The organism is Hyphomonas sp., assembly GCF_041689225.1.
In the GTDB taxonomy this organism is placed as follows: Bacteria; Pseudomonadota; Alphaproteobacteria; order Caulobacterales; family Hyphomonadaceae; genus Hyphomonas.
This window is the reverse complement of record NZ_JBDNGN010000117.1, coordinates 1-20428: the sequence shown is the minus strand read 5'-3', so window position 1 is coordinate 20428 and position 20428 is coordinate 1. Positions and strand designations below refer to the sequence as shown.

The window sequence follows — 20428 nt, the reverse complement described above, 5'->3', positions numbered from 1 at the left end:
CGAAGGTGCCGGCCCTACAAGGCTTAAGAGAGAGAGATTCGGCTCTTAAACCTTGTAGTACATTTCGAATTCCACCGGATGCGGGTGGAGCTCATAGCGCATGTTCTCTTCCATTTTTAGTTCGATATAGGCATCGATCTGATCATCGTCGAAAACACCGCCCTTGGTGAGGAACTTACGATCTGCATCGAGCGCCGCAAGGGCTTCGCGCAGTGATCCACAAACTTGTGGGATGGCTTTTGCTTCTTCTGGCGGCAGATCGTAGAGATCCTTGTCCATGGCGTCGCCTGGATGGATCTTGTTCTCGATGCCATCGAGACCGGCCATGAGCAGCGCCGCGAAGGCCAGATACGGGTTTGCCGCCGGATCCGGGAAGCGTGTTTCGATACGCTTGGCTTTCGGGTTGGAGCCGAATGGAATGCGGATCGAAGCCGACCGGTTGCGGGCCGAGTAGGCCAGCATGACAGGCGCTTCGTAGCCCGGGACCAGGCGCTTGTAGCTGTTGGTCGACGGGTTGGTGATTGCGTTAAGCGCCTTGGCGTGCTTGATGATGCCGCCGATATAATAGAGGCACATCTCCGACAGGCCGGCATATTTGTCGCCGGCGAAGAGGGGCTTGCCGCCACCCCAGATCGACTGGTGGACGTGCATGCCGGAGCCGTTGTCCTTGAACATGGGCTTGGGCATGAAAGTCGCCGTCTTGCCATACGATGCCGCCACGTTGTGGACGACGTATTTGTAGAGCTGCAGGCGGTCGGCCATCACGGTCAGGGTCGAGAATTTCAGGCCCAGTTCGTGCTGGGCAGGAGCCACTTCATGATGGTGCTTCTCGGGATCAAGGCCGATGTCGAACATGACCGACAGCATTTCGCTGCGCATGTCCTGTTCGGAATCGATCGGCGGCACTGGGAAATAGCCACCCTTTGGACCTGGACGGTGGCCCATGTTGCCCATCGGGTATTCTTTGTTTGTGTTGATCGGAAGTTCGGTCGAATCGAAGCTGTAGCCGGTCGAATGCGGTTCCACCGACCAGCGCACGTCGTCGAACACGAAGAACTCGGCTTCCGGCCCGAAGAATACCGTGTCACCCACGCCCGCCGCTTTCACGTAGGCTTCGGCTTTCTTGGCAGTTGTCCGCGGATCGCGGTTATAGGGTTGTCCGGTGATCGGATCGAGTACGTCACACATCACCGCAAGCGTCGTTTGCTGGAAGAACGGGTCGATGATGGCAGTGTCCTGATCCGGCATCAGTAGCATGTCGGATTCATTGATGGCCTTCCAGCCGGCAACCGAGGAACCGTCGAACATCTGGCCTTCGGAGAAGAAGTCGTCTTCGACCATGTTCTTGTGGAATGTCACGTGCTGCATCTTGCCGCGCGGATCGGTGAAACGAAGATCGACGTATTGTACGTCTTCGTCTTTCATCATTTTGATTAGCTTGTCAGCCATTGGATTTGCCCTCCAGGATTGTGCGGTTTGCTGAGTCTAGAATGTCATTATTGCAGGATTAGAGCGCAGCGTCGCCTGTTTCTCCGGTGCGGATTCGCACAGCCTCGAGTACGGCCGAAACGAAGATCTTGCCGTCGCCGATCTTGTCGGTATGCGCGGCTTTCTTGATGGCCTCCACCGCGCCGTCGACAGCGCTGTCGGCCAGGACGATTTCGATTTTGAGCTTGGGAAGGAAATCCACGACATATTCCGCGCCGCGGTAGAGCTCCGTGTGGCCGCGCTGGCGACCGAAGCCCTTGGCCTCGATGACTGTCATGCCCTGCAAACCGATCTCCTGCAGTGCTTCCTTCACGTCGTCCAACTTGAATGGCTTGATGATTGCTTCGATTTTCTTCATGGCCCATGTTCTCCCAGCCGCTGAATTGATATTGATTTTGGGTAAGCTCACTCGGCCTGAGAGGCGAGCACAAGATACCGAAACGGCGGGTGATTGGGGTGCCTGGTCGAATATTGGACATCACTGCCTAAATAATGGGCGCCGAGTGAGTGGTTCCGATTAACGAAGATGACGCTAGCGTCACTTTTAATGTCGGGCGGCATATGGTATCCAGAGGGAGAAATTGCAGCGAGAGCAGAATTCAATGACCGAAGCGTTCATCCACCCAGATCGCCGTCCGGCGAGGTTTCGCCCGCTGGTCGCCTGGAGGCACATGCAGAAGCTGATCGCCGACAAGGAAGACACCGAACAGGTCTTTCATATTATCGAGTCGCTCAACGGACGTTCGTTCGAGAAGAATTTCCACGCTTTCGCTGCCAGCGACGAGGGACAGGCGCTGCTCTCAAAGAAGGAATACCTGCCACCCCTGCTGGACGACCATGATTGGATCCGGGCGCTGCCCGACGGCACGGTTGGCCGCGCCTATGTCGATTTCATGGAGCGCGAAGGGCTCACAGCTCAGGGACTTGTCGAGGAAAGCGAGAAATTCAAAGGCGCCATGCGCGACTTCGATGACGACTATCGCTGGTACGGCAACCGCCTGCGCGATACGCACGACCTGTTTCACGTGCTCTCCGGATACGGTCGCGATGCGCTCGGCGAAGCCAGCCTTCTCGCCTTCACCTACAGCCAGAACCCGGGAAAGGGTGTGATCTTCATATCTTTTATGGGCACCCGCCAGATCATGAAGAGCGTACCGAAAGAGGCGCGCGTGATGGATTGCTTCCGGGAAGGCAAGCGAAACGGTTCTGCGGCATCCCGCATAGTGAGAGAAGACATCATCGCACTGCTGCATGAACCCCTCGAAGCTGCCCGTGCGCGTCTTAATATCGCCACGCCGGTCGCCTACCTCAATGCACTGGACGTATGTGCCGACATGGGTATCGGGGCTGACCAGATTCAGATCGCCGCATGATTTATCTTGTTCGGCACGGCGAGGCCGCGGCCGGTTGGGGTGATCACCCTGACCCGGGACTGAGCGAGCTGGGACAGAAGCAGGCGGCCGCAGCAGCGAACGCCTTGATGGCGCTCGGAGCCACGTCAGCCATTTCCAGCCCGATGCTGAGATGCCGGGAAACAGCCTTGCCGTTTGAACAGCGCATGGGCCTTGTCGCTACCGTGGTGCCGGAAATATCCGAGATTGATACGCCGGAAGGCATTGATGAGCGCGCCACATGGCTTCGCACGCTGATGGCAGGGGACTGGCACGGCGGCTCGCATAGTTTTGTCGACTGGCGCCGTGCCATGCTGGACTTTGTCTCAGGGCTTCCCGACCAGACAGTGGTTTTCTCGCACTTTGTCGCGATCAACGCGCTTGTCGGGATGATCGAGGCGGATCCGAGGGTTGTCGTGTTTCGTCCGGGGCATTGTTCTGTAACGCAATTGACGCGGGCAAACGGCCCGCTTTCAGTTGCTGAATATGGAAGCGAATCCGCAACACGCGTGTTATGAGGTCGCCCCATGGGCAGACCAATCATTACACCACAGGAAATGACCGCCGCTGAACAGGCGGTCTTCGCAGCAGGCACAGACAGTTTTGAAGTGATGACGCGCGCCGGGACGGCCGTCGCAGAGTTCCTCCATGCGCGTTGGCCCGAAGGAATAGTACAGGTCCTGTGCGGGCCGGGCGGCAATGGCGGCGACGGGTTCGTCGCAGCGGCACGCCTGTCCAAGCTCTGGCGCAAGGTTGATGTGTTCTGCGCCGTGGATATCACCTCGCTGACCGGCGATGCCGCGAAGGCAGCGGCGCTCTGGGACGGTGAGGTTCGTCCGCTCGAAGCCGCTGTGCAGGCACCTCATGCCGTGGTGCTTGACGCCCTCTTTGGCGGCGGCCTTTCGCGCCCGCTCGACGGCGTGGCAGCAGAACTGGCCCAGCGCGGCGGCAGGGTTGTGTCGGTCGACGTGCCGTCGGGCATCGATGGGCTGACGGCCCAGCCGCTCGGGCCATGCTTCCGTGCCGAGGGCACGATGACGTTTGCGGGCCTGCGCCCGGCGCATGTGCTTCAGCCCGCAGCCGCTTATTGCGGACTGGTCGCAGCCGCCGATATCGGCGTGCCGGTCCAGACATCCGCATTCGAGAACAGTCCGGTCCTGTGGGCACCCATCATGCCGCGTCCGGGCCAGGCTGCTTACAAGCATCAGCGCGGCCATCTCAAGGTGATCAGCGGGCCGGCATCGGCAACAGGCGCGGCGCGCCTTGCCGCCACGGCCGGGCTGAGGGTCGGGGCCGGCCTGGTTACGGTCCTGTCGCCGCCGGGCGCGGTGTCCACGAATGCAAGCCATCTCACCGCTGTCATGTTGCAGGCCATCAATGGCTCCGATGATCTGGAATCGGCAGCAGCGACCGCGCAGGTGGTTGTGATCGGCCCGGCTGCCGGCATAACGCCTGCTACCCGGGCCAATGTCGAACTCCTGCTCAAATCGGATACGCGGGTCCTGCTCGACGCTGACGCGCTGACGGTCTTCGACAGCGCGCCGAAATCGCTCTTCAAGCGCTTGCGGCCAGATGACATCATAACGCCGCATGTCGGCGAGTTCCGTCGGCTCTTCGGTGATCCTGCAGAATCCGAGGTCAACAAGATCGAGACGGCGCGGCGCGCAGCGCGGGAAGCTGGATGCGTGGTGCTGCTCAAAGGGGCCGATACGGTGATTGCGGCACCTGACGGACGTGCGATCGTCAATACGCATGCGACTCCCTGGCTGGCGACGGCAGGTTCAGGCGATGTCCTGGCGGGGCTGATAGCCGGTCTCATGGCACAAGGCATGCCTACCTTTGAGGCCGCCGCGATGGCAACCTGGTTGCATGGTGAAGCGGGCAGGCGGGTCGGAGCCGGGCTGGTTTCAGAGGACCTGGAGCGACAAATTCCGACCATTCTCGGCGCCTTGCACGGAGAAAATGCCTGAAAATCCGGGCGCATGGTGTTTCCTGTTGAAACGCCCTGCACGCTCGCGTAGGAACCGCGCGTCGCGGGTGTGGCGGAATTGGTAGACGCACTGGATTTAGGTTTTTCCGCGCCGTCGAACAAAATAATATCAATTAAAACAGATGGTTGTGTCGTCCTTAATCGAGGCGACGACAACGAAACTATAGCAACCTCCAAACCATGAAACGCTAGATTGGTATTCCAAGGCGGATATTGGGCGTTCTTCTACTCAGAGATGAGAGCTTGCAGCGACCTCCAACTTGTTCCAAACGGGCACCGAAATGTGACGTCGTAGGTGACGCGCGGTTCAGCAGGCATTATCTTCGAGCTTGCATGCGGGTATGACGGAATTGGTAGACGTGCGAGATTTAGGTTCTCGTGTCGCAAGGCGTGGGGGTTCGAGTCCCTCTACCCGCACCACTAGTTTGAGGTTGCTTTAATTGCCTGAGCGAAGCGGCGGCAAAGGCTGTGCTTGCATGAAATGTCTCGCCCAAGTTTTGAAATCAATGATGTCATTTTCTGGCATCATTGATTCGACCTGTTCGATAACCATGCCAGCGACCGCGTTCTGGACAGACGAGGCGCGTTCAATCTTTTGAATAGTCCCGCCATGAGGGTCGTAAGGGGGCAGACTGGATATGATGGCCTGTTTTCGATCTTTGAATTCCTTCGCCCAATCCACGTTCGAGTTGTAACCGGACTCTATCCTTTTGAGCTGTTGCCAATAGCGCCCCAGCGTATCTGCGATATCAATCAACCCCGCCATCATATCGTAAGTGTTGATGCTACCTAGACGATCATCATTGGCTTCCGTTGCGGCGTGATGTCTAAAAGGTAGCTCGTAGATGAAACGGAACAGTGCCTGTTTTTCTGGAGCTATGCCGCTCAATGGCACAGGTAGCCGTTTCTTAATGTCCTTTGACACTGCCTGCCAAATTTCCGCATCGAAATCACCGTCCCACGTGGTCAGATCGAAGTAGTTCGCATTCTCCAAATCTGGCGGGAGATCGATGGTGTCGAGAGGGGCAATTACCAGAGGCAGAAGCTTTTCGCGTTTCAAGGCATAGCGAGCTTCATGAAGGCACCACCTGCTTTGGAAGAATGCTGGAGACCAACAGCAGGCTATGATGTGGCTTGCTTGTAACGCTTCATGCAACTTGTCTGGAAACTGATCGCCGCCCTTCAGTTCCTCGACATCCTGGAAAACGGTTCGGCTGGCTCCTCGCAACATCCGAACCAAATCTGATAACAAATCTCGATCCTGCCGCGAGTAGGACAGGAAGATATCAAATTGATGCTCGGTCGCTGCGGCCATTTCATAATCCGGTTTGAAACTCAATTCGTGGCGATAGCGCACAGTTCAATTCATTTGAACATTTGATTCAACCAACTTGAAGCCTGATGCTACGAGTAATTGCGGCTGGTGACGCAGGTGTGACGCGTGAGGCGTAATTTGACTAGTCACTCCAGGTATCGCTTGCCGCATCGAAAACTCTACAGCGTATCGGGACAACCCTTGATTTAGGTTCCAGCGCCGCAAGGCGTGGAGGTTCGAGTCCTCTCATCCGCACCAGGCTCCTGAACATGCAGCATATCCGGCAGAGTCTGCGTGGACAGGGGCTTTCGCCTATGACATAAGCCGCGCCTTCAGACAGGTTTCACACAGCCTCCAGCGTGCTTTTTTGCCTCGCGACCCCAAAAACGGATGAATAAACCAATGGAAGTTACCCAGACCAAGGCAGAAGGTCTTAGCCGCACATTCGAAGTGAAGGTTCCGGCGAGCGAACTCAAAACGAAGCTTGATGCGCGGATCGAAGAAATTCGTCCGCAAATGAAGCTCAAAGGGTTCCGCCCGGGCAAGGTTCCCGCTGCGCACGTTCGCAAGATGTTCGGTCGCGACCTGATGGGAGAGCTGGTCAACAAGCTCGTCGACGAGACTAATCAGAAAGCGCTTGAAGAAAACGAACTGCGCCCTGCGGGCCAGCCAGACGTTCAACTCGACGCTGACATGGAAGCCGTCGTCAAAGGCGAAGCCGACCTTTCCTACCACATGCATATCGACGTGATGCCCGAATTCACGCCGGCCGACATTTCGGCACTCACGATCACGCGCCCGGTTGCCGAAGTCTCCGACGCGCAGATCGACGAGGCCCTTGGCCGTATCGCCGAGCAGAACATCCAGTACGAGCCACGCGCCAAGACGGCGAAAGCCAAAGACGGCGACGCAGTTGTCATCGACTTCGTCGGCAAGGTCGACGGCGTTGCGTTTGAAGGCGGCACGGCTGAGCAACAATCGGTGGTTCTCGGCGCCAACCGGTTCATCCCGGGCTTTGAAGAACAGCTTCTCGGCGTCAAAACGGGTGAAGAAACCGAGCTGAATGTCACGTTCCCCGAAGACTATCCATCGGCGCAACTGGCCGGCAAAGCTGCCGTATTCGAGGTCAAGGTGAGCGAAGTTCGCGCGCCAAAATCACCTGAACTGGACGACGCGTTCGCAAAGGGCCTCGGCCTTGAGGACCTGGCGCAGCTCAAGGGTCTCGTGAAGGACCAGCTCAAGGCCGAACATGACAATGTTTCGCGGGCCAAGGCGAAGCGTGACCTGTTGGACAAACTGGACGATGCGCACGATTTCGATCTGCCGCCGAACATGGTCGAGCAGGAGTTCAACCAGATCTGGCAACAGCTACAAACCGAAATGGACGCCGGTCGCGTGTCTGACGAGGACAAGGCCAAGTCGGAAGACGAGTTGAAATCCGAGTACCGCAAGATTTCCGAGCGCCGCGTCCGCCTCGGACTCGTGCTCGCCGAAATCGGCCGCATCGCCGACTTGCGGATCACCGAGCAGGAAGTGAACCAGGCCCTGATCGCCGAAGCCCGCCAGTATCCGGGCCAGGAAAAGCAGGTTGTCGAGTTCTTCCAGAAGAACCCGAATGCGATGGCCCAGCTGCGCGCGCCAATCTACGAAGACAAGGTGGTCGACCACATCCTCACGACTGCCAAGGTCACCGACGAGACGGTAACGCGCGAGGAATTGTTCAAGGAAGAAGACGAGTAGTCTTCGACCAAACTGAATAGAAACAAGGGCGCCGGGCTTCAGGAATGACGTCCGGCGCCTTTCGTTTGCGCGACACTGGGTAAGGCTGGTAAACGCTGTGTTAACCGCACTCGGCGAAGTTCACGGATAGCGATTCTGAAGGAATACGGCCCAATGAGCGTTCAGAGCATAAGACCGCAACTGACCGAGCAGGACATCGAGCGTCTGATGCGGGGGGAAACCCCCGAACAGCGTGCGTCCGTGGCGCATAAGGTGTGCCGGCGCATCGCGCTGGACGTGCTGAGCGACCGGGAAAAGGCCTTCGCTGATGAGATCATGGGGATCCTCGCTGAGGATTCCGCCGATCTGGTTCGCCGTACGCTGTCGGTCACACTGAGAAATTCACCCGTTTTGCCACGCGCAATCGCGCTCAAACTGGCCCAGGATATTGAAGCTGTCGCAATTCCGGTGCTTCAGGATTCGCCGGTCTTTACGGACGAGGATCTGATCGAACTGGTGCTTGCCGTGACCGCCGCCAAACAGGCGGCAATCGCAAATCGCGAAACGCTCTCGATTACGCTCACGGAAGTCATTTCAGAGCATGGCGCTGTCCAGGCCGTCAGGGCCGCATCCAGGAATGAAGGCGCCGAGTACAGCGACAAGGCGTTTGACGACACGCTTCGCCGATTCGGACAGGACGAGATTGTCCAGACCGGCCTGATCAAGCGGGAGTTCATTCCGACGCATATCGCCGAGAAGATGGTGTCGCTGGTTTCAGGTCAATTGTTCGATCTGCTCGTCAACCGCCACGAACTGCCGGCCCAGATGGCGATCGACCTGGCGGGCAGCGCCCGGGAACGCGCCACGATTGACTTGGTCGAACAGGCAGGACGGACTCACGACCTTCCGCGTTTCGTTTCACAGCTCAACCTCAATGGCCGTCTGAGCCACTCGCTGATCATGCGCGCGCTCTGCTGTGGTCAAATGCCATTCGTCGAACATTCGCTTGCTGAACTATCGGGCGTTGGCCATCAGCGCGTCTGGCTGATGATCCATGACGCTGGCCCTCTGGGCCTGCAGGCCGTGTTTGATCGCGCCGGCCTGCCACGCAAGATGCTTTCGGCGTTTCGTGCGGCCGTAAACGTCTTCCATGAAACCAGCCATGACGGTGGTCCCAATGATCGGGCCCGTTTCCGCGCCCGCATGATCGAGCGCGTGCTGACGCAGTTCCAGGCCATCCCGAAGGACGATCTCGAATACCTGCTCGACAAGCTCGATTACTATTCTGAAATGGCTGCCGAGGAAGCGGTGGAGCAGGAGACAGACGCCGCCTAGGCGTCCGTTCTCGGGCGGGTTGCGGCATGAACGCCGATATTCGCAAGGTATTCACCGTCGCGCCAATGGGCATTCTCTGCCACGATCAGGATGCCGGATGCATCTGCAACTTCGACCAGGTCCAGCAAGTCGCCATTCGTTTCCAGCGCGCGGGCGTCAACGCGAATCGTATCAATCAGCAGGCGGAGTGCATCATTGAGCGGTGTCTGCCACGAACGACGCATGTCGATAGCGACGCGGAAACCATGGCGGCGCAGGTGGCCGACGCGGCTGACATAATCGCTGACGCCGCCCGCAAAGGCCGAATCCGAGAATTCGAGACACACTTCCTGTTGGCAGAGCGAGGTCCGACGGATCGCTGCGTCGCAGGCGACGGCCGTATTGGCATGCGCGAGCGAGGCGACCGGCGCCGGCACGAGGATGGGGCGCTGGCTTGCGGGCTGGCCATGCGTTGCGCTGGCGATTCGCGTCAACTGTTCTGACAGCCATTTCGCGGGGTTGGCCACTTCGGTCGGCTGGGTGCGCGGGCCGAACACGACGCGCTCTTCGAATGCCAGAGGCGTTTCACAGACCTGGCCGAGCGAATCACCGCTCAACAGGTGGACGACGCTATGAAAGCGGTACGCCGGGGGAGGGGGAAGACGGCTCTGGCGATCGAGCGGGGAGTGAATGGCGCGCATGGACTGTGTCCTTTCCTGTGTGTTGTCTATTGCCTTCCCTAAGGGCGAGAGTTGAACATCACTCTCAGATATTCGGCTGTATTTTTGCGAAATTTGACCAATCGAGGTTACGAGCATGACAAAGACCCCTTCGGATCCACGGCTTTCCGCCACTGTCCTGATCATCCGGGACGGCGAAAAGATGCCCGAAGTGCTGATGGTGAAACGGCACTACGAGATCGATTTTGCGGCAGGTGCGCTCGTGTTTCCGGGCGGCAAGGCGAACGATGAAGACTCAGATGCGGCCTGGGATGCATTCACGGATGGTGATTTCGGGCCGGTCCAGCAGGATGCGCGGATCGCCGCCGTGCGCGAGGCATTCGAAGAGTCCGGCCTCTTGCTGGCGAGGCATGCCAACAGGCGGGGGCCGGGCGCACCACTCGTGGGGCCGGATATTTCTGAAATGCTTGCGCCACATCGCGGCCCGGTCGACAGGCGGGAAGAGAGCTTCCTGGGACTGATGCGCCAGCACGATCTCGTCCTTGCGCTCGACAGCCTGATTCACTTCGGGCACTGGATCACGCCGGAGATGATGCCAAAGCGCTTCGACACCCATTTCTATCTTGCGCCAGCGCCAAAGGACCAGATCGCGGCCCATGACGGTCGCGAGACGACGGATGCTGTCTGGCTGGGCGCGCAGGAGGCGCTCAATATGGAATTGGCCGGAGAGGCGACCATCATCTTCCCGACACGCATGAATCTGGTGAAACTGGCCCGCGCCATCTCAGTTGCGGACGCAGCCGAGCGGTTCGGGGCTGAAGACGTCGTCAAGGTTCTGCCATATGCCGGTAAGGATGAATCCGGCCAGCCTTGCCTGTTCATTCCGGAAGAGGCGGGCTACGGGCAGACGGCCGAGTTGCTGTCGCGCGTCAATGTCTGACTAGTTGCTGGCGGTTTTTGCGGCAACGCTCTGTTCCAGCGCGTCGCAGACAGCGTCGGCAACCGAAGCCGCGCTGTCGCCGGACCCGACACCCACGAAGGCGGCCCGGCACGCTTCAATGTGCAGATTGATCAGGGCCGAGTTTTCACCTGGGTGTGTGTCATTGAGCAGGGTAGAAAGCGATCCGCAAAGCCTGGAGATGGCAGGGTAACCGTAGGATCCCGCGACACCGCGAATGTTGTGGGAGGCCGTGAATACGGCGCGATAGGCCTCGGGCGTCGCTTCCGGTACCTGCGCATCCCTCCATGCCGCGACCAGCTTGTCGAGGTCTGCCGTCATCCAGGCTTCAAATTGGCCTGATAGTGAATCGACGGCTGCCTCAGCACGATCGGCCATGTCCGCCGGATCGGCGCTTTCGGCGACGTCGGCGGCCGTTTCTGGCGTTGGCACAGTCGGGCGGATCTTGATTACACGGGAAATATCGGGCGTCTGAATCTGTCTGGCATCCGCCATAGAGGCAGTCTTTGACGGCAGGAATTTTCCAAATAGCTTGCTGATCATCGTTTCGTCCCGAGTTTGTGGGGCGAATGTAACCAGCAAGGCTTAAAAAACCGCTGACAAATCAGGGCCGGCAACTTTAGAAGGCAAATTGTTCGCGCAGGATCCGCTCGTCCAGCGCATGGCCAGGGTCGAACAGCATGGTGAGGCGCCGGTCGCGGCTCTCTCGCACCTGTACATGGACGATGTCCCTGACCTCCTGATTGTCGGCCGCAGCCGCAACGGGCCGACGATCCGGCGCAATCACGTCAATATTCACGGTCGCATCATGACGCAGGAGCGCGCCTTTCCAGCGTCGAGGACGGAATGCGCTGACCGGCGTCAGGGCCAGCAGGTTGGCGCCAATCGGCAGGATGGGGCCGTGGGCGGACAGGTTGTAGGCCGTTGAGCCTGCAGGCGTTGCCACCATCACGCCGTCGCACGTGAGTTCCTCCATCCGGATCCGGTCGTCGACCGTGATCTTCAGGCGCGCTGACTGGGCCGTCTGCCGCAGCAGGGATACTTCATTGATCGCCAGGGCGCGGTGCTGTTTGCCGTGCACGTCAGTGGCGATCATGCGCAACGGAATGATGCTGGCCCGTTCCGCCGCGTTGATGCGTTCGACCAGCCCGTCGAGACTGTAATCATTCATCAGGAACCCGACGGTGCCGCGGTGCATGCCGTAGACAGCCTTGTTGTCATCGAACCGGCGCCGCAGTGTGTCGAGCATGGCGCCATCTCCGCCAATCGCGACGATGACATCGGCGTCGGTTTCGGACACCTGCCCATAGCGGCGGATCAATTCCGGAAGGGCGTCCTGGGCTTCAGGACGTTTCGAAGCGAAAAATGCGAGACGTAGCTGGGTCATTGCGACCACATGTCGGCGGCGTTGCCTGAATCGTCAAGGATTTCGCGAATCCTTCGGCAGGGCCCAGCACCCGCCAAGGGTGCGCTCTGATGACGCCTGTGTCAGGTTTAACTGGCGCAGGATCATCATATCCGCTAGTTTCAATTCAAAATATGGAGGAGATGATTATGGCCGATGGTGCCCAGAATGTGGATATTCGCGGATCAGTCAGCGCAGAAGAGTGGAAAGTGCGGGTTGATCTCGCGGCCATGTACCGCCTCGTTGCCCTGCATGGCTGGGACGACATGATCTTCACACACATTTCCCACCGCGTGCCAGGCCCTGAGCATCACTTCCTGATCAACCCGTATGGCATGCTGTTCGAGGAGATTACGGCGTCCTCCCTCGTCAAGGTCGATCTCGATGGCAATGTCATCCAGGAAACCGAGTATTTCATCAATCCGGCGGGCTTCACGATCCACTCTGCTGTACACGCGGCTCGCGACGACGCCCACGTCGTCATGCACCTGCATACGAATGATGGCGTTGCCGTTTCCTGCCAGAAGGAGGGCCTGATGCCGCTTAGCCAGACATCGATGCTGGTGCGTCACGATCTGGCCTATCACGACTATGAAGGTGTGGCGCTGGACCTTGGCGAACGCGAGCGCCTCGTCGCCGACATCGGCACCAAGAACAACATGCTGCTCTACAATCACGGCACCATGACTGTGGGTGGTACGGCGGCCGAAACCTTCCTGCGCATGTTTTTCCTTGAGCGTGCGTGCACCATGCAGGTCCGGGCGCTTTCGGCCGGACGGGATGGCGTCATCCTTGCGTCGGAAGCCGTTCAGAACGTCGTCAAGAGCCAGAGCAATCCGGAAGGCACGAACGTGCTCGCCAATCGCCTGGCTTGGCCGGCGCTGCTGCGCAAACTGGATCGTGAGTCGCCTGGGTACGATTCCTAGGGGTATCCACGTATGCGACAAATACAGCCTTTGTCGTAGTTGAGGATTATCAAGCGGGCTGCGCCCGCCTATTTAATCGCCAGACATAGTATAAGGGCGTTCTACAGCCATGAAGCATCTCAAAGCATTCGAAGACGCCCTTGGCGAAATCCATGGCGAAGGCCGCTATCGGGTATTCATCGACCTTCACCGTCATCGGGGACGCTTTCCGAAGGCGACGGCCCGATTTGAGGATGGCGAGCGCGAAGTCACGATCTGGTGCTCCAACGACTATCTTGGCATGGGCCAGGACGATGATGTCATCAATGCGATGCATGAGGCGATCGACAGTTTTGGCGCCGGGTCCGGCGGAACGCGCAACATATCCGGCACGACCCGATACCACGTCGATCTCGAGCGCGAACTGGCCGATCTGCACGGCAAGGAATCTGCGCTTTTGTTCACGTCGGGTTATGTTTCCAATGAGGCAACGCTGTCGACGCTGGGCAAGATTCTGCCCAACATGATCATCTACTCCGATGCGCTGAACCATGCCTCCATGATTGAAGGCATTCGGCGTTCGGGTCTGGACCGCAGGATTTTCCGTCATAACGACATCGACCATCTTCGCGCCTTGCTCGAACTCGATGACCCGGATCGGCCCAAGCTGATTGCTTTCGAAAGCGTCTATTCGATGGATGGCGATTTCGGGCGGATGGAAGAGCTTTGCGATCTGGCTGATGAATTCAATGCGTTGACCTATCTCGACGAGGTTCACGCCGTGGGCCTTTACGGGCACAATGGGGCAGGGGTCGCCGAGATGCAGGGCCTGGCCGACCGCATCGATATTATCGAAGGCACGCTCGGCAAGGCTTATGGTGTCATGGGCGGATATATCGCCGGGCATACGACCGTGATCGACTCGATCCGCTCGATGGCGTCAGGCTTCATCTTTACGACATCAACGTGCCCTGTCATGGCCGCTGGCGCACTTGCCAGCGTTTCGAAACTGCGGACGGATGAAGGGCGCCGTTTGCGCTCGGTGCATCAGGCCAACGCGGCCTTGCTCAAGCAGAAATTCACTGACGCCGGCCTGCCCGTCATGGAATCACCTTCTCATATTGTGCCATTGCTCGTCGGTGATCCGGAGCGCTGCAAGGCGCTGTCCGATACATTGCTGTTCGACTTCGGCATCTATGTTCAGCCGATCAATTATCCCACGGTCCCGCGCGGAACGGAGCGCCTGCGCTTCACACCAAGCCCGGTGCATGGTGAGGCGATGATGGACGAATTGGTCGCGGCCATTCTTGCCGTCTGGAAGCAGCTTGGTCTCGACAAGGCCGCTTGAGGCGGTTAATTTTACTTAAACTACATTGAATACTATAAAAATTATGACGACTTCTTCTTGCCGAGGCCGATCTCCTTGGCGTGTTGCGACCTGAGTTTGGCATAGTTCGGCGCGACCATCGGATAGTCGGCAGGCAGGTTCCAGCGCGCCCGGTACTCTTCTGGTGTCATGTCATAGCGCGATCGGAGATAGCGTTTCAGCATCTTCAGCTTGCGGCCATCCTCCAGGCAGACCAGATGGTCCGGAGTGATAGACTTCGCAATGGATACTGCAGGTTCCGGTGTTTCTGCCTTGGGCGGGTCAGCCTTTGACAGATCGATGATCGTGGCATGAACTGTCTTGATCAGGTCGGGCAGGTCTGCTGCGGATACTGCATTGTTTGCAACGAAAGCCGAGATGATACCCGTTGCCATCTTCAGCACATCAGTGTCGTCGATATCACTCATGTCGCTCTTAGCTCCGTTGCGGCAAATATGCACAATTCGCCAAGCAATTCCGGCCCGGCAAAGCTTAATACCATATAGATCAAAGTAATGGCACACAATATTCAAGGCCGATTGTAAACAAGAATGTGGCGTCCCCATGCAGTTCAAAGCAATTCGTCGCGGTTGCAGCAGGAGTGCAGGCGGCGTAAAGACGTCTTGACCCTTGCCACAGGAGATTCTCATGGCTGATACGGCGGCTCCGGCGCAGACCACAAATCGCGGATTTTTTACGACGTCGCTATCGGATGCGGATCCGGAATTGTTCGCGGCAATCGCGGATGAGCGCACGCGCCAGCAGCAACAGATCGAGCTGATCGCCTCGGAAAACATCGTCTCGAAAGCGGTGCTCGAAGCGCAAGGGTCGATCCTGACGAACAAGTATGCCGAAGGCTATCCCGGCAAACGCTATTACGGCGGCTGCGAATTCGTTGATGTCGCCGAGAACCTCGCAATTGAACGCGCGAAAGCGCTGTTTAATTGCGGCTATGCCAACGTCCAGCCAAATTCCGGCAGCCAGGCGAACCAGGGCGTGTTCCAGGCAATGATAAAGCCGGGCGACACGATCCTCGGCATGAGCCTCGATGCGGGTGGCCACCTCACGCATGGCGCCAAGCCGAACCAGTCGGGCAAATGGTTCAATGCTGTCCAGTATGGTGTCAGCCGCGAAGATGACCAGATCGACTTCGTCGAGGTCGAACGCCTCGCCAAAGCCCATCGTCCGCAGATGATCATTGCTGGTGGGTCTGCGTATCCGCGTCAGATCGATTTCAAGAAATTCCGGGAGATTGCAGACGAAGTCGGTGCGATCTTCCTCGTCGACATGGCGCATTTTGCCGGTCTCGTGGCGGGCGGCGTTCATCCGAACCCGCTTGAGCATTGTCACATCGCGACGACGACGACTCACAAGACACTGCGCGGCCCACGTGGCGGCATGATCCTCACGAATGACGAGGCCATGGCGAAGAAAATCAACTCGGCGATCTTCCCCGGGATCCAGGGCGGCCCGCTCATGCACGTCATCGCAGCCAAGGCCGTCGCATTCGGCGAAGCGCTGAAGCCGGAATTCAAAACCTACGCCGCACAGGTTGTCGCGAATGCGCAGGCGATGGCGGTCGCCTGCAAGTCGGGTGGACTGGATGTCGTCTCCGGCGGAACTGACACGCACCTCGCACTGATCGACCTGCGTCCGAAGAAGGTCACTGGCCGCGATGCCGAGCACGCGCTCGAGCGGGCATTCATTACCTGCAATAAGAATGGGGTGCCATTCGACCCGGAAAAGCCGATGATCACGAGCGGCATACGCGTTGGTTCGCCTGCCGGCACGACACGGGGTTTCGGCGAACAGGAGTTCACTCAGATCGGCGACTGGATCGGCGAAGTCGTCGGCGCGGTCGCAGCGGGTGAAAGCACGGCAGTCGAAGACAAGGTCCGCGCTGAGGTCAAGGCGCTGACGGCGCAATTCCCGATCTATAACGGCTTGGGAGCTTGATGCGTTTTGCGGTGTCCGTTCTGTGGTTCTGAGAATACAGCCGTAAAGGACAGCCGATCGGCTGAAGACGACACCGCTGTACGTCGCCGCCGCGTGTGCGAAAGCTGCGGTGCGCGCTTCACCACATTCGAACGCGTCCAGCTGCGGGAAATCGTCGTCATCAAGCGCGACGGCAAACGGTCGCTTTTCGAACGCGACAAGCTCTTCCGGTCTATCTCCGTGGCCGTGCGCAAGAGGCCGGTGGATCGCGACCGGATTGACCAGATGGTTTCCGGAATCGTTCGCAAGCTCGAGAGTGGTGGCGAGTCCGAAGTGCCGTCATCGCAGCTTGGCGAACTGGTCATGGAATCGCTCAAACGAGTCGATCCGGTTGGATATGTCCGCTACGCCAGCGTCTATCGCGACTTCAAGGATCCGAGCGATTTCGCCCAGTTCATCGAAAAGACCGCGCTCGAAGAAGATATCGACGAGTCATGAGCGGTGTGAGGGTTACCCTCAAGATCGCGACCTCGCTTGATGCGCGCATCGCGCTTGCCGACGGCACCAGCCAGTGGATCACGACGAGCGGGTCCCGCGCCCGGGCCCATCAGATGCGCGCCGAACATGACGCTGTGCTTGTCGGTATTGGTACGGTGTTGGCGGACGATCCATTGTTGACCGCCCGGACGGTTCCGATGCCGAAGAAACAACCCGTGCGTATCGTCGCCGATTCCCGTGGGCGAACCCCGAAACACTCGCGGCTTGTCCAGTCCGTATCCAGTGGTCCTGTCGTGGTGGCTACGGCGGGGCAGCCGCAGGACATTCTCGCGGCCGGCGGTATAGACATCTGGCGTTGCGGCAATGGTACGAGGGTAGACGTAACCGCGCTTGTGCGCCGCGCGGAAGGAGAAGGGATCAGGTCCATCCTTCTCGAAGGCGGCGGCACCCTGGCGGCGTCTTTCATCCGGGCGGGGCTCGTTGACCAGATCGCTTGGTTCCGCGCGCCGATCCTGATCGGCGGCGACGGCCTGCCGGCGCTTGGTGGCTTGGGGATCGAGACCCTCGCCGCTGCGTCACGCTGGCGCCCTGTCGCCACGGAACGGATTGGAGATGACGTCCTCGACACTTATGTTCGAATTTAGCATAAGTCCCCCGAAGGATTATCCCAGCCATGTTTACAGGACTTGTCACTGACGTCGGAACGGTCTGCAAGGCGCTGGCGCGCAACGGGCTTGTCCGGTTCGAAGTCGAGAGCGGATACCCGCTGGACTCCATCGCCATGGGCGCCTCTGTCATGCATTCCGGCGTATGCCTCACGGTTGTCGACATGGGCCAGGGTGAGCGTGGGGCGTGGTTCGCGGTCGAGGCCGTTCCCGAGACCCTCTCGAAAACCGTACTGGGAGAATGGAAGGCCGGTTCGCGCGTCAATCTCGAACAAAGCCTGAAACTGGGGGACGAACTTGGTGGGCATTTCGTGTTCGGCCATGTCGACGGCGTCGGCGAGGTCGTTTCCATCGAACCCGAAGGCCAAAGCTGGAGGCTCACCATCCGACCGCCGACGACGATTGCACGCTATTTTGCCACCAAGGGATCCGCCGCCATCAACGGAGTGTCGCTGACCGTGGCCGAAGCCTTGCCAAATGGTGATTTCGAACTGGCAATTATTCCCCACACTTGGGATGTCACAACTCTGTCAGAGCTGGTACCCGGCGCACATGTGAACCTTGAGATCGATATGCTGGCGCGCTACGTGGCGCGCATGATAGGCGCTGATGCGCCAGAAGGACCTTCCAACAATGTCTGATGACTTCCACGCCGCGATCTCGTCGATCGATGAAATTATCGAAGATGCCCGCAATGGCCGGATGTATATTCTGGTCGACGCTGAGGATCGCGAAAATGAGGGTGACCTCATCATCCCGGCAACTTTCGCGACGCCTGAACAGGTCAACTTCATGGCCCGCCATGGCCGCGGCCTGATTTGCCTCGCTATGACGCAGGAGCGCTCCCACACGCTGCATCTCGACATGATGACGCGCAACAATCGCGAAAGCATGCAAACCGCCTTTACCGTATCGATCGAGGCGAAAGAGGGCGTTACGACCGGCATATCCGCACACGACCGCGCGCGCACCATCGCGGTCGCCATCGACCCCACTGCCGACCATGATGACATCGTCTCGCCCGGCCATGTCTTTCCACTGGTCGCGAAGGATGGCGGCACACTGGTCCGCGCCGGCCATACCGAAGCGGCCGTCGACATTTCGCGCATGGCCGGTCTCTACCCTGCCGGCGTCATCTGCGAAATCATGAACGAAGACGGCTCGATGGCCCGGCTGCCAGACCTCGTCTCCTTCGCCCAGCTGCACAATCTCAAGATCGGCACGATTGCCGACCTCATCGCCTGGCGCCGCGAGAATGACCGCTTCCTCGAGCGCCGGGTCGAATCCGTCCTGAATTCGACCTATGGGGAGGGTTTCAAGACGGTCTGCTTCCGCAACGCGCTCGACAATTCTGAATACATCGCCATCGTTCACGGCGAGATCAAACCGGATTCGACAACGATCGTGCGGGTGCATCACCCCGACGTACTCTCGGATATTCTGGGCGAGACCGGCCCGCGCCAGGGCCTGGTCGAAAAAGCCATGCGCATCATCGCCGAAGCCGACGAGCCGGGCGTCATTGTCTTCGTCAATACCATGCGCCCCAATGTGCTGGCCGAGCGTCTTGGTCTGAAATCCGACACGCCCCGCGACCCCACAGCACCCCTGCGCGAATACGGCATCGGCGCCCAGATTCTGCGCGAACTCGGTGTCCGGCGCATGACCTTCCTGTCCGATACGCAGCCGACCCGCGTTGCAGGGCTTGACGGATACGGCCTGACCATAGAGGGCTGGCGCCGATTGAACGAGGAGACTAACTGATGGCGGACCGCGTCCTCATTGCCATTTCGAGATATTACAAACGCATCAGTGACGAACTGGAGCTGGGTGCGATGGCGGAACTGGAAGCTGCCGGCGCGAACGTGACCGTCATGGAAGTGCCGGGTGCGTTCGAATTGCCGGGCCTCATCGCCATGGCAGCTGACAGCGGCCGCTTCGACGGCGCCGTGGCGCTCGGCTGCGTCATTCGCGGCGAGACGACCCATTACGACTATGTTTGCGGCGAGAGCGCCCGCGGCCTGATGGACCTGATCGTCCAGCGCCGCCAGGCCATCGGCTATGGCATCCTGACGGTCGAGAACGAGGATCAGGCCTGGGCCCGCGCCGACCGCAAGCAGAAGAACAAGGGCAAGGACGCCGCCGAGGCCTGCCTGTCCATGATCAAGTTCCGCAAGGAACTCATTCGTTGAGCCAGCAGAAAATCCCTTTCGAAGTCATCCGCGCCCGGCGCGCCGGCGCACGGCTGGCAGCGGTTCAGGCGCTCTATGAGATGGAGCAGACCGGCAAGTCCGCCAAGGCGACCGTTCGGGCCTTCATGGACGACCGCCTCGGCATCGGTCCCGACGAGCGCCCGATCGAGGAAGCCGACCCGGACCTGTTCAAGGCGATCCTGAACGCCGTCGTGGAACACCAGGCCGCCATCGACACAGCCATTCTCTCCCGCTTGTCGGACGGCTGGAAACTGACCCGCCTCGACGCCACGTCGCGGGCCATCCTACGGGCCGGCGCAGCCGAGTTCATCGTCCACCAGGAATTGTCCGACGCGGTCATCCTCGACGAATATGTCTCGCTAGCGCATGACTTCTTCGACGAAACCGAGGCCAAGTTCGTGAACGCCGTGCTGCAGAATGTCGGCCGCGACCTGCGGACAGGCTCTGCCGCCTAGAGCAACGTACAGCATGAGTGAATCAAATTGATTCCCAGCCTCCTCGAACTGTGATTCACAGTTCGAGGAGGTAGCTACCATGGCAAATTTGATTTCCCCTGATCTTCGCAAGCGTATGATGCGCGGTGTTGCGA

22 protein-coding genes and 2 tRNA genes are annotated in these 20428 nt (G+C 59.1%); 17 read left to right on the top strand and 7 right to left on the bottom strand.

Going from position 1 to position 20428, the window contains the following annotated elements; all coding sequences use genetic code 11:
- Positions 1 to 45: 45 nt before the first annotated feature.
- Positions 46 to 1449: a type I glutamate--ammonia ligase gene (glnA, locus tag ACESNB_RS11730; protein WP_373007493.1), complete on the bottom strand. Its 1404-nt coding sequence runs from the start codon at positions 1447 to 1449 to the stop codon at positions 46 to 48.
- 58 nt (positions 1450 to 1507) lie between these two features.
- Complete coding sequence (locus ACESNB_RS11725) at positions 1508 to 1846, bottom strand: P-II family nitrogen regulator (protein WP_373007491.1); 339 nt, start codon at positions 1844 to 1846, stop codon at positions 1508 to 1510.
- A gap of 313 nt (positions 1847 to 2159) precedes the next feature.
- Here ACESNB_RS11725 and ACESNB_RS11720 point away from each other — a divergent pair, with 313 nt between their 5' ends.
- The 4 genes from ACESNB_RS11720 to ACESNB_RS11705 all read left to right on the top strand — a co-directional run bounded on the left by ACESNB_RS11720 (position 2160) and on the right by ACESNB_RS11705 (position 5289).
- A complete protein-coding gene (locus ACESNB_RS11720) occupies positions 2160 to 2861 on the top strand; it encodes a Coq4 family protein (protein WP_373007489.1) in 702 nt (233 codons plus the stop codon).
- Complete coding sequence (locus ACESNB_RS11715; protein ID WP_373007487.1) at positions 2858 to 3397, top strand: histidine phosphatase family protein; 540 nt, start codon at positions 2858 to 2860, stop codon at positions 3395 to 3397. The genes ACESNB_RS11720 and ACESNB_RS11715 overlap by 4 nt, the downstream gene beginning before the upstream one ends.
- A 9-nt stretch (positions 3398 to 3406) precedes the next feature.
- On the top strand, positions 3407 to 4849 hold the full coding sequence (locus ACESNB_RS11710; RefSeq protein ID WP_373007485.1) for an NAD(P)H-hydrate dehydratase: 1443 nt from the start codon (positions 3407 to 3409) through the stop codon (positions 4847 to 4849).
- A gap of 355 nt (positions 4850 to 5204) precedes the next feature.
- Positions 5205 to 5289, top strand: a tRNA-Leu gene (locus ACESNB_RS11705).
- Positions 5290 to 5305: 16 nt separating this feature from the next.
- Here the strand turns inward: ACESNB_RS11705 and ACESNB_RS11700 are convergent.
- Positions 5306 to 6184: a toll/interleukin-1 receptor domain-containing protein gene (locus ACESNB_RS11700; protein ID WP_373007483.1), complete on the bottom strand. Its 879-nt coding sequence runs from the start codon at positions 6182 to 6184 to the stop codon at positions 5306 to 5308.
- A 184-nt stretch (positions 6185 to 6368) separates the two neighbouring features.
- Here ACESNB_RS11700 and ACESNB_RS11695 point away from each other — a divergent pair.
- From ACESNB_RS11695 to ACESNB_RS11685, 3 genes are all read left to right on the top strand, one after another.
- A tRNA-OTHER gene (locus ACESNB_RS11695) sits at positions 6369 to 6442 on the top strand.
- Between the two features lie 144 nt (positions 6443 to 6586).
- On the top strand, positions 6587 to 7924 hold the full coding sequence (gene tig, locus ACESNB_RS11690) for a trigger factor (RefSeq protein ID WP_373007481.1): 1338 nt from the start codon (positions 6587 to 6589) through the stop codon (positions 7922 to 7924).
- Positions 7925 to 8077: 153 nt separating this feature from the next.
- Positions 8078 to 9238: a DUF2336 domain-containing protein gene (locus ACESNB_RS11685; protein WP_373007479.1), complete on the top strand. Its 1161-nt coding sequence runs from the start codon at positions 8078 to 8080 to the stop codon at positions 9236 to 9238.
- Here ACESNB_RS11685 and ACESNB_RS11680 read toward each other — a convergent pair.
- Entirely contained in the window at positions 9235 to 9918 is a 684-nt protein-coding gene (locus ACESNB_RS11680) for an EAL domain-containing protein (protein ID WP_373007477.1), read from the bottom strand. The genes ACESNB_RS11685 and ACESNB_RS11680 overlap by 4 nt on opposite strands.
- Before the next feature lie 115 nt (positions 9919 to 10033).
- Between ACESNB_RS11680 and ACESNB_RS11675 the strand changes: the two genes are divergently transcribed.
- Entirely contained in the window at positions 10034 to 10837 is an 804-nt protein-coding gene (locus tag ACESNB_RS11675; protein ID WP_373007475.1) for an NUDIX domain-containing protein, read from the top strand.
- Here the strand turns inward: ACESNB_RS11675 and ACESNB_RS11670 are convergent, their stop codons facing one another.
- Both ACESNB_RS11670 and ACESNB_RS11665 read right to left on the bottom strand, forming a co-directional pair.
- Entirely contained in the window at positions 10838 to 11398 is a 561-nt protein-coding gene (locus ACESNB_RS11670; protein ID WP_373007473.1) for an Hpt domain-containing protein, read from the bottom strand. It abuts the gene before it with no gap.
- A gap of 76 nt (positions 11399 to 11474) precedes the next feature.
- A complete protein-coding gene (locus tag ACESNB_RS11665) occupies positions 11475 to 12242 on the bottom strand; it encodes an NAD kinase (protein ID WP_373007471.1) in 768 nt (255 codons plus the stop codon).
- A gap of 167 nt (positions 12243 to 12409) precedes the next feature.
- Here ACESNB_RS11665 and ACESNB_RS11660 point away from each other — a divergent pair, with 167 nt between their 5' ends.
- Both ACESNB_RS11660 and hemA read left to right on the top strand, forming a co-directional pair.
- Complete coding sequence (locus ACESNB_RS11660) at positions 12410 to 13186, top strand: class II aldolase/adducin family protein (protein ID WP_373007469.1); 777 nt, start codon at positions 12410 to 12412, stop codon at positions 13184 to 13186.
- A 109-nt stretch (positions 13187 to 13295) separates the two neighbouring features.
- The gene (gene hemA / locus ACESNB_RS11655) at positions 13296 to 14513 is read left to right on the top strand and encodes a 5-aminolevulinate synthase (protein ID WP_373007467.1); all 1218 of its coding nucleotides are present in this window, start codon (positions 13296 to 13298) and stop codon (positions 14511 to 14513) included.
- Positions 14514 to 14554: 41 nt separating this feature from the next.
- On the opposite strand, the gene ACESNB_RS11650 is transcribed toward hemA, so the two are convergent.
- Positions 14555 to 14959: a MucR family transcriptional regulator gene (locus ACESNB_RS11650; RefSeq protein ID WP_373007465.1), complete on the bottom strand. Its 405-nt coding sequence runs from the start codon at positions 14957 to 14959 to the stop codon at positions 14555 to 14557.
- A 220-nt stretch (positions 14960 to 15179) separates the two neighbouring features.
- Between ACESNB_RS11650 and glyA the strand changes: the two genes are divergently transcribed.
- The 7 genes from glyA to nusB are packed head-to-tail and all read left to right on the top strand — an operon-like array spanning position 15180 to position 20294.
- The gene (gene glyA, locus ACESNB_RS11645; RefSeq protein ID WP_373007463.1) at positions 15180 to 16487 is read left to right on the top strand and encodes a serine hydroxymethyltransferase; all 1308 of its coding nucleotides are present in this window, start codon (positions 15180 to 15182) and stop codon (positions 16485 to 16487) included.
- A gap of 6 nt (positions 16488 to 16493) precedes the next feature.
- Positions 16494 to 16964 carry a transcriptional regulator NrdR gene (gene nrdR, locus ACESNB_RS11640; protein WP_373007461.1) on the top strand — a complete coding sequence of 157 codons (471 nt, stop codon included), beginning with the start codon at positions 16494 to 16496 and terminating at the stop codon, positions 16962 to 16964.
- The gene (locus ACESNB_RS11635) at positions 16961 to 17608 is read left to right on the top strand and encodes a RibD family protein (RefSeq protein WP_373007459.1); all 648 of its coding nucleotides are present in this window, start codon (positions 16961 to 16963) and stop codon (positions 17606 to 17608) included. The genes nrdR and ACESNB_RS11635 overlap by 4 nt, the downstream gene beginning before the upstream one ends.
- Positions 17609 to 17637: 29 nt before the next feature.
- Complete coding sequence (locus ACESNB_RS11630; protein WP_373007457.1) at positions 17638 to 18270, top strand: riboflavin synthase; 633 nt, start codon at positions 17638 to 17640, stop codon at positions 18268 to 18270.
- Positions 18263 to 19390, top strand: coding sequence for a 3,4-dihydroxy-2-butanone-4-phosphate synthase (gene ribB / locus ACESNB_RS11625; protein ID WP_373007455.1), 1128 nt, complete (start codon positions 18263 to 18265; stop codon positions 19388 to 19390). Before ACESNB_RS11630 ends, ribB begins: the two co-directional genes overlap by 8 nt.
- Positions 19390 to 19818 carry a 6,7-dimethyl-8-ribityllumazine synthase gene (ribH, locus tag ACESNB_RS11620; RefSeq protein ID WP_373007453.1) on the top strand — a complete coding sequence of 143 codons (429 nt, stop codon included), beginning with the start codon at positions 19390 to 19392 and terminating at the stop codon, positions 19816 to 19818. Before ribB ends, ribH begins: the two co-directional genes overlap by 1 nt.
- Positions 19815 to 20294: a transcription antitermination factor NusB gene (gene nusB, locus ACESNB_RS11615; RefSeq protein ID WP_373007451.1), complete on the top strand. Its 480-nt coding sequence runs from the start codon at positions 19815 to 19817 to the stop codon at positions 20292 to 20294. Before ribH ends, nusB begins: the two co-directional genes overlap by 4 nt.
- Positions 20295 to 20428: the final 134 nt, after the last annotated feature.